Below are 13,219 nucleotides of genomic sequence, written 5' to 3' on the forward strand. Positions count from 1 at the left end.
CGTGGAGCAGGTAATGACTATCCTCAAGATGACGGATCTGGATCTGCAGGGAAAGCGGGTCCTGATCCGCGAAGATCTCAATGTGCCGATCGACGACGGACGTATCACCTCCGATACCCGCATCCGTGCCGCGCTGGAAGGCATTCGGCTGGCGCGGGACGCCGGTGCCGCGGTCATCGTGATGTCCCATCTCGGCCGGCCCAAGGAAGGCGCCGTACAGCCCGAGTTCTCGCTGGCGCCGGTGGCGCGGCGGCTCGGCGAGCTGCTGGGCGGCGAGGTAAAACTGGTCACCGACTGGCTGAACGGTGTCGACGTGGCGCCCGGCGAGGTGGTGCTGGCGGAGAACGTGCGCTTCGAGCAGGGCGAAAAGGGCTGTGAGGAATCCCTGTCACGGCGCATGGCGGCCCTGTGCGACGTGTTCGTGATGGATGCCTTCGGCACCGCCCACCGCGCCCAGGCCAGCACCTACGGCGTGGCGAAGTTCGCGCCGGTGGCCTGCGCCGGTCCGCTGCTGGCCCGGGAACTCGAGGCGCTGACCCAGGCGATGGAGCATCCGCAGACGCCCGTGGTGGCCATCGTCGGTGGCTCCAAGGTGTCGACGAAGCTGTCGGTGCTGGAGGCGCTGGTGCACAAGGTGGACCACCTCATCGTGGGCGGCGGTATCGCGAATACCTTCATCGCGGCCGCCGGCCACAACGTGGGCAAGTCCCTGCACGAGGCCGACATGCTCTCCGTCGCGAAGCGCCTGGCCGCCGACGAGACCGACCGGGCGGACATCCCGGTGCCGAGCGACGTGGTCGTTGCCCGGGAGTTCGACGCCGCGGCCGAGGCGGACGTGAAGCCGGTGGAGGCGGTGACCGAGGACGAGATGATCATGGACATCGGCCCGGATACCGCGGAGGGTTTCGCCGCGATCATCGCGGAGGCGGGCACAGTGGTCTGGAACGGGCCGGTCGGCGTGTTCGAGTTCGACCAGTTCGGCGAGGGCACACGCATACTCGCCCAGGCCATCGCCGACAGCGACGCGTTCTCCGTCGCCGGCGGCGGCGATACGCTGGCGGCGATCGAGAAGTACGACGTGGCCGACGGCATCTCCTACATCTCCACCGGCGGCGGCGCGTTCCTGGAATTCCTGGAAGGCAAGACGCTGCCCGCCGTGGCCATGCTCGAGGAGCGCGCTGCGGAATCCTGACGGGGCGGGGCTGTGCGATAATCCCGCGCTTCTGACAGGAGGGCAGGCACTTGAGAAGAACGAAAATCGTGGCGACCCTCGGGCCGGCCACCGCTAAGCCGGAGGTCATGGCCCAGATGATCCGCGCCGGTCTGGACGTGGCCCGGTTGAATTTCTCCCACGGCAGCGCGGACGAGATGCGCGAGCGCGCAGACAGGCTGCGGCAGGTGGCCGCGGCGGAGGGGCGCTATGTCGCGCTGCTCGGTGACCTGCAGGGGCCGAAGATCCGTATCCGCCGGTTCCAGAACGGCAGCGAGCAGCTGGCGCGCGGCACGAACTTCTTCCTCGATCCGGATCTGGACGCCGACGCGGGCACCGATGCCGGCGTGGGCATCGCCTACGAGAGCCTCGCCGCCGACGTCGAAGCGGGCGACATGCTGCTGCTGAGTGACGGCCAGATCGAGCTGGAGGTCACCGGCATCGAGGGCAACCGGGTGCACACCCGGGTGGTCATCGGCGGCGTGCTGTCCGACCACAAGGGCATCAATCTGCGCGGCGGCGGACTCTCGGCTCCGGCTCTCACGGACAAGGACCGGGAGGACATCCGGCTGGCGGCGGAGCTGGACTTCGACTACCTCGCCGTCTCCTTCGTGCGCACCGCGGCCGATATCGAGGAAGCCCGCCGGCTGTTCCGCGAGGCCGGCGGCGAGGGCCTGATGGTGGCCAAGATCGAACGTGCCGAGGCGGTCGAGGAGATCGATTCCATCATCGAGGCGTCCGACGTGGTCATGGTGGCCCGCGGGGATCTCGGCGTGGAGATGGGATTCGCCGAACTCACGGGTCTGCAGAAGCGCATCATCACGAGGACCCGCCAGTACAACCGGATCGCCATCACCGCCACGCAGATGATGGAGTCGATGATCGCGAGCGCCATGCCCACCCGGGCCGAGGTATCGGACGTGGCGAACGCCGTGATCGACGGCACCGACGCGGTCATGCTCTCCGCCGAGAGCGCCGTGGGCCAGTATCCCGTGGAGGCCGTCCGCGCCATGGCCGAGGTCTGCGTGGGAGCGGAGAAGTATGGCACCGCCGGCTCCCGGCGCCGGGAGCGTATCGACGATACCTTCCGCTACGTCGACGAGGCCATCGCCATGGCCGTGATGTATACCGCCAACCACCTCGCGGTGAAGGCGATCATCGCGCTGACCGAGTCCGGCTCGACAGCCCGCTGGATGTCGCGGGTGCGCTCGGACATCCCCATCTACGCCTTCACGCGCCACGAGCGGACGCGGCGCCGGGTGGTGCTTTACCGGGGCGTCTATCCGGTGTCTTTCGATATCACCCACACGGATGCGCAGAGCGTTTATCGTGAAGTCTTCGACCTGATGCTCGGCCGCGGTCTGGTGGAGGAGGGCGACCTCGTGATCTTCACCAAGGGCGACATGACCGGCGTGCAGGGCGGCACCAACGCGATGAAGATCCTGCGCGTCCTGCGTGGCGGCTGAACGGCGGAGACGATGACGACCGGGCGGCGACGACGCTGGCTCGTGCGCGGCGCGGCGGCGCTCGGACTGACCGCGCTCGGCGCGCTCGCCGCCGTCTGGTGGCTCCTGCGGGCTAGCCTGCCTCCCGTCGACGGGCGCATCGAGCAGGCCGGCCTGGCGGCGCCTGTCGCCATCGAGCGGGATGCCGGGGGCGTGCCGACGCTCGGCGCCGGCAACCGCACCGATCTCGCGTTCGCGACCGGCTTCGTGCACGGCCAGGACCGCTACTTCCAGATGGATCTCGCGCGCCGGGGTGCCGCCGGCGAGCTGGCGGCGCTGTTCGGCGAGGCCGCGGTGGAGATGGACCGCGGCCTGCGCCTGCACCGTTTCCGCAGCCGGGCCGAGGCCGTGGTGGCCGCGTCGAGCGCCGCGGAGCAGGCGATCATCCGGGCCTACACGGCCGGTGTGAACGCCGGGCTCGGGAGCCTCGGCGCGCGACCGTTCGAGTATCTCCTGCTCGGCGAGGAGCCCGTACCCTGGCGGCCGGAGGACACGGTGCTGGTTCTCTATGCCATGTTCCTGCAGCTCAACGACGAGACCGGCCGCCGCGACATGGAGCGGGGCTTCGTCCATCGCCGCGTGCCCCGCCCGCTGTATGACCTGCTCTATCCGCTCGGCACGGAATGGGACGCGCCGCTGGCGGGCGGGCCCGCGCCGCTGCCGCCGCTGCCGGCCGAGACGCGCTACGACCTGCGCAGGGTCACCGGTCGGGTGGCGCCGGCGCCCGCGGCGGAGCCGGAGCCTCCCGTGATCCCGGGCAGCAACAACTGGGCGCTGGCCGGCCCGCTGACGGCGGACGGCCGCGGCCTGGTCGCCAACGACATGCACCTGGGTCTGGCAGTGCCGAATACGTTCTACCGCGCCTGTCTCGTGCACGAGGCGGACGGCGTGCGCCTGTGCGGCGTCACCCTGCCCGGCACACCGGCCCTCGTCGCGGGCTCCAACGGCCGTATCGCCTGGGGCTTCACCAACAGCTACGGCGACTGGACGGACCTCGTGGCGCTGCGTCCGGGGTCGCGACCCGGCACCTACAGGACGCCGGACGGCGAGCGCGAGTACCGGCACGTCACCGAGACCATCGAGATCGCCGGCGGCGAGCCCGCGGAGCTCCTCGTGCGCGAGACGATCTGGGGTCCGGTGATACCCGGCATCACGCCGGAGGACGGCGAATTTGCCGTCGCCTGGACCGCGCACCGCCCGGGGGCGGTGAACCTGGGCCTCATGCGCCTGGAGGGGGCGCGCAGCGTGACCGAGGCGCTGCCGCTGGCCGCCGCCGCGGGCATACCGCCGCAGAACTTCACGGTGGCCGACGCGGACGGCCGCATCGCCTGGACCATCGCGGGCCGCATCCCGCGGCGTATCGGCGGCTTCGACTCGCGCCGGCCGGCGGACTGGAGCCGGCCGGGCACGGGCTGGGACGGCTGGCTGGCGCCGGAGGAGTACCCGCGCATCGTCAATCCGTCCTCCGGGCGCATCTGGACCGCCAACGCCCGCGTGATCGACGGCGAGGCCTTCCGCGTGATCGGTCCCGGCGACTACGATCTGGGCGCCCGGGCGGGGCAGATCCGCGATGCGCTCGCCCTGATAGACGCGGCGCAGCCCGAGGACATGCTGGCCATCCAGCTGGACGACCGGGCCGTCTTCCTCGCCCGCTGGCGCCGTCTGCTGCTCGACCTCCTCGACCGGCAGGCAATCGAGGCCGACCCGGCGCGCGGTCGTTATCGGGCGCTGGCGGAGGACTGGATTCCCCGCGCCAGCGTGGACTCCGTGGGCTACCGGCTGGTACGCAGCTTCCGCAGCCGGGTCCTGGAGCGGGTCATGGCCGGCCTCACCGCGGAGTTGACGCCGGCGCTGCCGGAGGACCGCCGCCTGGCGCTCAGCCGGCAGTTCGAGGGCACGGCCTGGCGCCTGGTCACCGAGCGGCCGCCGCATCTCCTGAACCCGGACTACGGCACCTGGCGCGAGCTGTTGCTGGACGCCGTCGACGTCTCGCTGGACTGGTACGACGAGAACTACGACTCGCCGCTGGCGCAGCGCACCTGGGGCGAGCGCAACACGGTGCGCATCCAGCACCCTCTGTCCCGTGCGTTGCCGGCGCTGGCGCCGTGGCTGGACATGCCGTACGAGCCCCTGCCGGGCGATGCCAACCTGCCCCGGGCCCAGTCGGCGCGTTTCGGCGCCTCCGAGCGTTTCGCCGTCTCCCCGGGAGCGGAGGAGCAGGGCTATTTCCACATGCCGACGGGCCAGAGCGGCCACCCGCTCTCGCCCTGGTACGACGCCGGTCACGGGGACTGGGCCGAAGGCCGCCCGACCCCGTTTCTGCCGGGCACGGCCGCGTATCGCCTCGAACTGGTGCCGCCGGCGGGCGGCTGAGCCGGGTTGTCAGCGCGGGGCTGTACCCGGATACTGAATGGCTCAGTGCGCAACGCACGGGTACAGGACTGGACATGACGGAAAGCAGATTTACGGGTACCGACCGCTACGTCGCGACCGAAGACCTGATGATGGCGGTGAACGCGGGGGTGACCCTGCAGCGGCCCATCCTCGTGAAGGGCGAGCCGGGCACCGGCAAGACGATGCTGGCGCAGGAGGTGGCCCGGGCGCTGGGCAAGCCGCTGCTGGAGTGGCACATCAAGTCGACGACGAAGGCTCAGCAGGGGCTCTACGAGTACGACGCGGTGGCGCGGCTGCGCGACTCGCAGCTGGGCGACCCGAAGGTGCACGACATCGCGAATTACATCGTGCGCGGCAAGCTGTGGGAGGCGTTCACCTCCGACGAACAGCCGGTGCTGCTGATCGACGAGATCGACAAGGCCGACATCGAGTTCCCGAACGATCTGCTGCAGGAACTCGACCGCATGGAGTTCTTCGTCTACGAGACCAAGGAACTCGTGCAGGCCAGGCACCGTCCGATCATGATCATCACTTCGAACAACGAGAAGGAGCTGCCGGATGCGTTCCTGCGCCGCTGCTTCTTCCACTACATCAAGTTCCCGGACAAGGAGACGATGACCGAGATCGTCGACGTCCATTTCCCGGGGCTGAAGAAGGATCTGCTGCGCGAGGCGCTGGAGAGCTTCTATCAGGTGCGCGACGTACCGGGGCTGAAGAAGAAGCCTTCCACCTCCGAGCTGCTCGACTGGATCAAGTTGCTGCTGGCCGAGGACATCCCGCCCGAGGCGCTCAGGAGCGACGACAACCGCAAGGCGATACCGCCGCTGCATGGCGCGCTGCTGAAGAACGAACAGGACGTGCACCTGTTCGAGCAGCTGGTGTTCATGTCGAGGAGGGCGCGCTGAGCCGTGCTGATCCAGTTTTTCTTCATGCTGCGCGAAGGGGGGATGAAGACCTCCATCACCGAGCTGCTGACTCTGCTCGATGCGCTGAAGAACGGGCTGGCCGAACGCAGCGTCGATAACTTCTACTATCTCTCCCGCGCCTGTCTGGTGAAGGACGAGACCCAGTTCGACCGTTTCGACCGCATCTTCGGCGCTCACTTCAAGGGCATCGAGGACGCCTTCTCCGACCTCGTCGCCGACGTGCCCGACGACTGGCTCGAGCGTATGGCTGAGCTCCAGCTCTCGGAGGAGGACAAGGCGAAGATCGAATCCATGGGCGGATTCGAGGAGCTGATGCGCGCGCTGGAGGAGCGCCTGCGCGAGCAGACCGAACGTCACGAGGGCGGCAACAAGTGGATCGGCACCGCCGGCACCTCGCCCTTCGGCGCCTACGGCTACAATCCGGAGGGCGTGCGCATCGGCCAGAAGGGCGGTGGCAACCGCAAGGCGACGAAGGTCTGGGATCGCCGTGAGTACCAGAATCTGGACGATTCCGTAGAGCTCGGCACCCGCAACATCAAGCTGGCGTTGAGGAAACTCCGCAAGTTCGCCCGCGAGGGCGCGGCCGACCAGCTCGACCTCGACGACACCATCGACAAGACCGCCCGCAATGCGGGGCTGCTCGACATCCGCATGGTGCCGGAGCGGCACAACGCGGTGAAGGTGCTGCTGTGCCTCGACGTGGGCGGCTCGATGGACGACCACGTGCGCGTCTGCGAGGAGATGTTCTCGGCCGCCCGCAGCGAGTTCAAGCACCTGGAGTATTTCTACTTCCACAACTTCGTCTACGAGAGCCTGTGGAAGGACAACCGGCGACGGCACGCGGAGCGCATCCCGACGATGGAGATCATCCACAAGTACGGCCACGACTACAAACTGGTGTTCGTCGGTGACGCCACCATGAGCCCGTACGAGATCGTCTACGCCGGCGGCAGCGTCGAGCACTGGAACGAGGAGCCGGGCGCGGTGTGGATCGAGCGCCTGCTGAAGGCCTTCCCGAAGGCCATCTGGCTGAACCCGGAGCCGCGGGCGCGGTGGGACTACACGCCGTCGGTCAAGCTGACTCGCGAGTTGATGGACGACCGCATGTATCCGCTGACCGTCGCCGGGCTCGACCAGGGCATCAAGCGTCTGCACTGAACGCAGGAAAGGACACCGGCTGCGCGCCGGGCGAGGTGAGGGGTGAGCGGCAGCAAACTCGGTCTGGTACTCCCCGGCGGCGGCGCCCGTGGCGCATTCCAGGTGGGCGTACTGAAGGCTATCGCCGAGATCCTGCCCGGTGACGTCCCCAATCCGTTCCCCATACTGAGCGGCACCTCCGCCGGCGCCATCAATTCGGCCGTACTCGCGAGCCGCGCCCGCCGCTTCCGCTCGGCGGTGGGCGAGATGGAGGCCGTCTGGGCCGGCTTCCGCTCGGAACAGGTCTTCCGCACCGATGCACTGACCATGCTGAAGTCGAGCCTGCACTGGCTGGCGACGATCGTGCTCGGCGGCCTCGGTGAACACAATCCGCGCTCGCTGCTGGACAACGATCCCCTGCGCTCGCTGCTCTCGCGCAATATCCGCTTCCCGCGGATACAGACTGCCATCGACCGCGGGCACGTCCAGGCGCTGGCCATCACGGCCGCCGGTTACCAGTCGGCCCGTTCGGTGACCTTCTTCCAGGCGTCTCCCGGGACCCGCGCCTGGCAGCGCACGCGGCGCATCGGCGTGCGCTGCGCCATCAACCTGGACCACCTGATGGCCAGCATCGCCGTGCCGCTGGTCTTCCCGCCTGCCTGCATCCGCGGCGAGTATTACGGCGACGGAGCGATGCGCCATTCCACGCCGCTGTCACCGGCGGTCCATCTCGGCGCCGACCGCATCCTGGTCATCGGCATCCGGGACGAGACGCCGGAGCCGGCCGGCGACCCGCACACGCCGCCGATCTACCCGAGCTTCGGACACATCGCCGGCTACATGCTGGACACGCTGTTCCTGGACGGCCTGTACTCGGACCTGGAGCGGCTGTCCCGCATCAACGACCTGCTCGATTCCATACCGGAGGCCGAGCGCACCGGTCCCGCGGCGAAGATGCGCCCCATCGATACCATGATCGTGATCCCCAGCGAGGAGATCCGGGAGATCGCGGCGAGCTGCCGCAAGGCGGCGCCGGTGCCGCTGCGGGCGCTGATGCGCGGGCTCGGCGGCCCCGACAAGGGCGAGCGGCGGCTGCTGAGCTACCTGCTGTTCGAGTCGGAGTTCACCCGCGCGCTGATCGACCTCGGTTACCGTGATGCGATGAAGGTGCGCGACGAACTCGAGGCGTTCGTGCGCGGCGCGGACGTGCCGCGGCTGTTCGCGCCTTCCTGGATGCGCCGCGACCTGGCCGTCTGAGCGCCCTGGAGTACCTCAGAGCAGCAGCAGCGTCCCCAGACCGAGGAACACCATGAGACCGACCACGTCGGTCACCGTGGTCAGGACCACGCCGCCGGCGATGGCCGGATCCACGCCGAGACGCTTCAGCGTCAGCGGCACGATGAAGCCCGCCGCCGCCGCCACGATCATGTTCAGGGTGAGCGCCGCGGCGATCACCGCGGCCACCATCCAGGTGCCGAACCACAGCACCGTCACGACCGCCACCACCAGGGCCCAGCCGATGCCGTTCAGGATGCCGACGGAGACCTCCTTGGCGAGGATCTGACGCGCATTCGACTTGTCGATCTGACCCAGTGCCATCGCCCGGGTGATGATGGTCAGCGACTGGGTGCCGGCGACGCCGCCCATGCTGGGCACCACCGGCATCAGTACGGCGAGCAGGACGATGGCGTCCACCGTGTCCTGGAACAGATCCACCACCGAGGCGGCCAGGAAGGCGGTCGCGAGGTTGATGCCCAGCCACACGGCCCGGCGCCGTGCGCTGGTCACCACCGGCGCGAACATGTCGTCTTCCTCGTCCAGGCCGGCGCGGCTCATGAGCGAGTGCTCGGCTTCCTCGCGGATGACGTCGAGTACGTCGTCCACCGTGATGCGCCCGAGCAGGCGGTTGTCCATGTCCACCACCGCCGCCGACAGCAGGTCCCGATTCTCGAAGAAGCGCACCACTTCCTGGTCGCTGGTCTCCGCGGGGATCGGCTTCGTGTCGGTGTCCATCACCTCGGCCACGGTGAGGTCCGGGTCGTTCGTGAGAAGCCGGGACAGGGTGAGCGTGCCGAGGAAAATGTCGTCCCGGTTAACGACGAATATCGACTCTGTCTGGTCCGGCATACCACCGTGTACACGCAGGTAGCGCACCACCACCTCCAGCGTCACATCCGGACGTACGGTGATGGTGTCCTTGTTCATGAGGCCGCCGGCGCTGTCCTCGGGGTAGGCCAGCACCTCGCGCAGACGGTCGCGGTCCTGCTTGTCCAGCGAGCGCAGCACCTGGCGGGTGACCGTCTCCGGCAGGCCGGCCACCAGGTCGGCCAGGTCGTCGAGTTCCATGCCCTCGGTGGCGGCGATGAGCTCCTGGGCGTCCATGCGCTCGATGAGCCCGCTGCGGACCTCGTCGGCCACCTCGACCAGGATGTCGCCCTCGTCGTCCGGGTCCACCAGCTCCCAGACGACGGCGCGCTCGGCCGGAGGCAGTGACTCCAGCAGCCGCGCCACCTCGGACGGATGCAGGCTGCCGATCATGCGCCGCACGGGACGCATGGCGCCGCCCTCCAGGGCCTCGCGCAGCGTCTCCAGCGGTGTCTGCTTGTGTTCCTGGTTATCCATGCTGCCGGCGCATCCGCCCGTCGGGCGGTGGGTGTACGGCGGCCCCCGCGGCCGCCCGGATCAGCGGGCAGTTTAGCCCGCGGCCGGTGACAAAGCTAAGGGTGGCGCGGGCTCAGCCCGCGTCCGGCGCCTTCTTGCCGGGCAGCTCGTTGTGGCGGGTGTGGATGGGCTCGTGCTCTTTGGCCAGCGCCCGGGCGAGCTTCTCGGCCATGTACACGGAGCGGTGCTGGCCGCCGGTGCAACCGACCGCCACTGTGAGATAGCTGCGGTGGAAGCTCAGGTACTCCGGGATCCAGCGGCGCAGGAAGCCGATGATGTCCCGGTACATGGACTGCACCAGTGGCTGTTCGTCCAGGAAGCGGATGACGGCTTCGTCCGTCCCGGTCAGCGGCCGCAGGTTCGCCTCCCAGTACGGGTTCGGCAGGCAGCGCAGGTCGAAGACGAAATCGGCGTCCGTGGGGATGCCGTGCTTGTAACCGAAGGACTCGATCAGGGTGGACAGCGACCGGGGCAGGCGTGCCGCCACGCGCTCGCGCAGCGCATCGCGCAACTCGTAGACACTGGTGCGGGTGGTATCGATGACCAGGTCGGCGGTGTTGATCACCGGACCGAGCAGGTCGCGCTCGCGATCGATGGCGTCGCGCAGTGCCAGGCCGCTGTCCCCCAGCGGATGGCGCCGGCGGGTCTCGCTGTAGCGTTTCAGCAGGATGTCGTCCTCGGCCTGCAGGAAGATGACGTCGCATTCGATGTCGTCGTGCTTCATGCGCTGGACCAGGCCGGGCAGTGCCTCCAGGTCGGTGGCGGGATTGCGGGCGTCGATGCCCACGGCGATGCGCTGGGTGGCGACGGCGCCGCCGTCCCGCGTGATCTCGGGCAGCAGGGCCGGCAGCAATCCCGCCGGCAGGTTATCGATGCAGTAGAAGCCGAGGTCCTCGAGGACGTTCAGCGCGACGCTCTTGCCCGAGCCCGACAGTCCGCTGACGATGATCAGGCGCGTCGAGCGGCGTTCTCCGGTGCCGGGCGCCACGCGGCCTCCTCAGGCCCCGCCGCCCGCCGCCAGGCCGCCCTCGGCGCGGGGACGGTCTTCGACCATCAGCGCCTCGTAGAGTTCGCGGCTGCTGCGGGCCTTCCTGAGCCGCGCCTGCGTGCCCCGTTGCGAGAGCATCTCCGTCAGACCGCGGAAGTCCTCGATGGCCTGGTCGTCCACGTCTTCGGGGACGATCAGGCCGAAGATCAGGTCCACGGGATCGTCGTCCGGGGTGTCGAAGTCCACCGGCGTGGACAGCTTCAGCAGCGCGCCAATGGGGAAGGGGGCGTCCGCGATGCGGGCGTGGGGTGCCGCGACTGCGCGGCCGAGCGCCGTGCAGCCGAGACGTTCGCGTTCCGCGACCGCCGCGAAGATATCCGGCTGGCGCAGATCGTCCGAGCCGTGTGCGAGCAACTCGCTCAGGATCTCCAGGGCGTGCTTCTTGCTCCGCGCCTCGACGTTGCAGAGTACGGAGTCGGGTCTGACGAGTTCGTGCAGTGTCATGGGGTAAGACCGTGAAAGGGGCGGCCCGCCGCGCGCCGCGACGGGCCGCCGGTGACTGTCAACTGAATGCGCGCTTGTCCGCCTCGCGGGCATGGTGGTCGCAGAGCTTCTCCTTGTGCTTCTTGACCTGCCGGTCCAGCTTGTCGATGAGTCCGTCAATGGCGGCGTACATGTCTTCTTCCGTCGCGTCGGCATACAGCCGGCCGCCGCTGACCTGCACGGTGGCTTCGGCCTTGTGCCGCAGTTTCTCGACGGTGAGGATACAGTGCACGTCGGTCACGTGGTCGAAGTGTCTCTCGATGCGCCCTAGCTTCGTCTGTACGTAATCCTTCAGCGCAGGCGTCACTTCCACGTGGTGACCGGTGACATCTAGCTGCATGGCTCTCTCCTCTGCTGGGTGGGGCCGGGGAGGGGGGCGTCGGTCCGCCGCGCCCTGCGGCCGGGATCATTCGGGACGAGGCCGCGCCGGGCCCCCTCAGCTCTCATGCGGAGCTGCGCTCGCGGCGCTGGCTGGAAGACGGTATGTCCATGGACTCACGATACTTCGCAACGGTCCGCCGCGCCACAACCACGCCGTCCTCCTTCAGCATCGCCGCGATCTTGCTGTCGCTGAGCGGTTTGCGACGGTCCTCCGCGCCGATCAGCTTGCGGATCTTCGCGCGCACCGCCACGGAGGACTGGTCCTCACCGTCGATGCTGCCGACGTGGCTGGAGAAGAAATAGCGGAACTCGAGCACGCCGCGCGGCGTGTGCATGTATTTGTTGTTCGTGACCCGCGAGATCGTCGACTCGTGCATCTCCACGGCCTCCGCCACGTCACGCAGCACCATAGGCTTCATGGCTTCCTCGCCGTGCTCGAAGAACTCCGTCTGGCGCTCGACGATGCAGGTGGCTACCTTCATCAGCGTCTCGTTGCGGATCTCGAGGCTGCGCACCAGCCAGCGGGCCTCCTGCAGCTGTGCCTTCAGTGCGGTATGGCCGCCGTCGCCGCGCAGCATCTCGGCGTAGCGCTGGTTGACGGTCAGCCGGGGTATGCCGGAGGAGGCGATCTCGACCAGCCATTCGCCGTCGATCTTGCGCACGAAGACGTCGGGGATGACGTACTCGGTGCGGGCGGGTGCGATGGCCTGTCCCGGCCGCGGATGACAGCCGCGGATGAGCGCCAGCGCGTCGGTCAGCTCGTCGCCCGATACCTGCAGTTCGCGCTGCAGGTGTGCCGGGTCGTTCTCGGCGACCCGCTCCAGGTGCTCGGCCGCGAGTTCCCGGGCCAGTCCGAGACCGGGTGTGTCCCCGGCGAGCTGGCGCAGCTGCAGGTCGATGCATTCGGACAGCGAGCGCGCCGCGATGCCGGCCGGGTCGAAGCGCTGGATTTTCCTCAGCGTGCGTTCGGCCTCTTCCTCGCTGACGTCCAGCTCGGGGCCGGCGATGTCGCGAATCTCGTCCAGCGAGACGGTGAGATAGCCGTCGTCGTTGATGGCGTCGATGATCGCCTCGCCGATCAGCATCTCCCGGGCCGTGAACTTTTCCAGCTCCAGCTGCCAGTGGAGATGCTCGTGCAGCGATTCCTGACTCTCGTCGGCGAACTCGGACATGCCGCGATCGCCGCTCCAGCCGGAGTCCTGGCTCCTCGCGGGCAGGTCGCGCCAGCTGTCCTCCGCGGTGACCGCGCGCACGTCGCCGGGCGTCTCCTCGGCGCTGGACTCGCCGTTCACGCGCGGCGGTTCCGGCAGCTCCTCCGCCTCCAGCATGACGTTCTCTTCCAGCGCTTCCTGGATCTGCGCCGTCAGATCCATCACGGGCAGCTGCAGCAGGCGGATGGCCTGCTGCAGCTGCGGTGTCATCGTCAGCTGCTGACTGAGTTTTAGCTGGAGTGACGGTTTCAACATCTTGCTGC

At 68.6% G+C, this 13,219-nt stretch carries 11 protein-coding genes; 6 read left to right on the forward strand and 5 right to left on the reverse strand.

Annotated features, from left to right (window positions below; all coding sequences use genetic code 11):
- The first annotated feature begins 13 nt into the window (after window positions 1-13).
- From ACJMKX_RS15895 to ACJMKX_RS15920, 6 genes are all read left to right on the forward strand, one after another.
- Window positions 14-1,192: a phosphoglycerate kinase gene (locus ACJMKX_RS15895; RefSeq protein ID WP_405227637.1), complete on the forward strand. Its 1,179-nt coding sequence runs from the start codon at window positions 14-16 to the stop codon at window positions 1,190-1,192.
- Window positions 1,193-1,242: 50 nt separating this feature from the next.
- Window positions 1,243-2,676 carry a pyruvate kinase gene (gene pyk / locus ACJMKX_RS15900; RefSeq protein WP_405227639.1) on the forward strand — a complete coding sequence of 478 codons (1,434 nt, stop codon included), beginning with the start codon at window positions 1,243-1,245 and terminating at the stop codon, window positions 2,674-2,676.
- A gap of 12 nt (window positions 2,677-2,688) precedes the next feature.
- On the forward strand, window positions 2,689-5,088 hold the full coding sequence (locus tag ACJMKX_RS15905; protein WP_405227641.1) for a penicillin acylase family protein: 2,400 nt from the start codon (window positions 2,689-2,691) through the stop codon (window positions 5,086-5,088).
- 74 nt (window positions 5,089-5,162) lie between these two features.
- A complete protein-coding gene (locus ACJMKX_RS15910; RefSeq protein ID WP_405227643.1) occupies window positions 5,163-6,014 on the forward strand; it encodes an AAA family ATPase in 852 nt (283 codons plus the stop codon).
- Between the two features lie 3 nt (window positions 6,015-6,017).
- Window positions 6,018-7,193, forward strand: coding sequence for a vWA domain-containing protein (locus tag ACJMKX_RS15915; RefSeq protein WP_405227645.1), 1,176 nt, complete (start codon window positions 6,018-6,020; stop codon window positions 7,191-7,193).
- Between the two features lie 42 nt (window positions 7,194-7,235).
- A complete protein-coding gene (locus tag ACJMKX_RS15920) occupies window positions 7,236-8,429 on the forward strand; it encodes a patatin-like phospholipase family protein (protein ID WP_405227647.1) in 1,194 nt (397 codons plus the stop codon).
- Window positions 8,430-8,444: 15 nt separating this feature from the next.
- Here ACJMKX_RS15920 and mgtE read toward each other — a convergent pair whose 3' ends face one another.
- The 5 genes from mgtE to ACJMKX_RS15945 all read right to left on the reverse strand — a co-directional run bounded on the left by mgtE (window position 8,445) and on the right by ACJMKX_RS15945 (window position 13,208).
- A complete protein-coding gene (mgtE, locus tag ACJMKX_RS15925) occupies window positions 8,445-9,794 on the reverse strand; it encodes a magnesium transporter (protein WP_405227649.1) in 1,350 nt (449 codons plus the stop codon).
- A 112-nt stretch (window positions 9,795-9,906) separates the two neighbouring features.
- Complete coding sequence (gene rapZ / locus ACJMKX_RS15930; RefSeq protein WP_405227651.1) at window positions 9,907-10,821, reverse strand: RNase adapter RapZ; 915 nt, start codon at window positions 10,819-10,821, stop codon at window positions 9,907-9,909.
- A 9-nt stretch (window positions 10,822-10,830) separates the two neighbouring features.
- Window positions 10,831-11,325 carry a PTS sugar transporter subunit IIA gene (locus tag ACJMKX_RS15935; RefSeq protein WP_405227653.1) on the reverse strand — a complete coding sequence of 165 codons (495 nt, stop codon included), beginning with the start codon at window positions 11,323-11,325 and terminating at the stop codon, window positions 10,831-10,833.
- Window positions 11,326-11,383: 58 nt separating this feature from the next.
- Complete coding sequence (gene hpf, locus ACJMKX_RS15940) at window positions 11,384-11,704, reverse strand: ribosome hibernation-promoting factor, HPF/YfiA family (protein WP_405227655.1); 321 nt, start codon at window positions 11,702-11,704, stop codon at window positions 11,384-11,386.
- A gap of 103 nt (window positions 11,705-11,807) precedes the next feature.
- A complete protein-coding gene (locus ACJMKX_RS15945; protein ID WP_405227883.1) occupies window positions 11,808-13,208 on the reverse strand; it encodes an RNA polymerase factor sigma-54 in 1,401 nt (466 codons plus the stop codon).
- Between the last annotated feature and the right edge of the window lie 11 nt (window positions 13,209-13,219).

The organism is Lentisalinibacter sediminis (assembly GCF_040706615.1).
In the GTDB taxonomy this organism is placed as follows: Bacteria; Pseudomonadota; Gammaproteobacteria; order Steroidobacterales; family Woeseiaceae; genus Lentisalinibacter; species Lentisalinibacter sediminis.

Bases quoted from the DNA above. Each gene is read 5' to 3' on its own strand.
- mgtE (WP_405227649.1), bottom strand. From the start codon at position 9,794: ATGGATAACCAGGAACACAAGCAGACACCGCTGGAGACGCTGCGCGAG.
- ACJMKX_RS15905 (WP_405227641.1), top strand. From the start codon at position 2,689: ATGACGACCGGGCGGCGACGACGCTGGCTCGTGCGCGGCGCGGCGGCG.
- ACJMKX_RS15935 (WP_405227653.1), bottom strand. From the start codon at position 11,325: ATGACACTGCACGAACTCGTCAGACCCGACTCCGTACTCTGCAACGTC.
- ACJMKX_RS15910 (WP_405227643.1), top strand. From the start codon at position 5,163: ATGACGGAAAGCAGATTTACGGGTACCGACCGCTACGTCGCGACCGAA.
- ACJMKX_RS15895 (WP_405227637.1), top strand. From the start codon at position 14: ATGACTATCCTCAAGATGACGGATCTGGATCTGCAGGGAAAGCGGGTC.
- hpf (WP_405227655.1), bottom strand. From the start codon at position 11,704: ATGCAGCTAGATGTCACCGGTCACCACGTGGAAGTGACGCCTGCGCTG.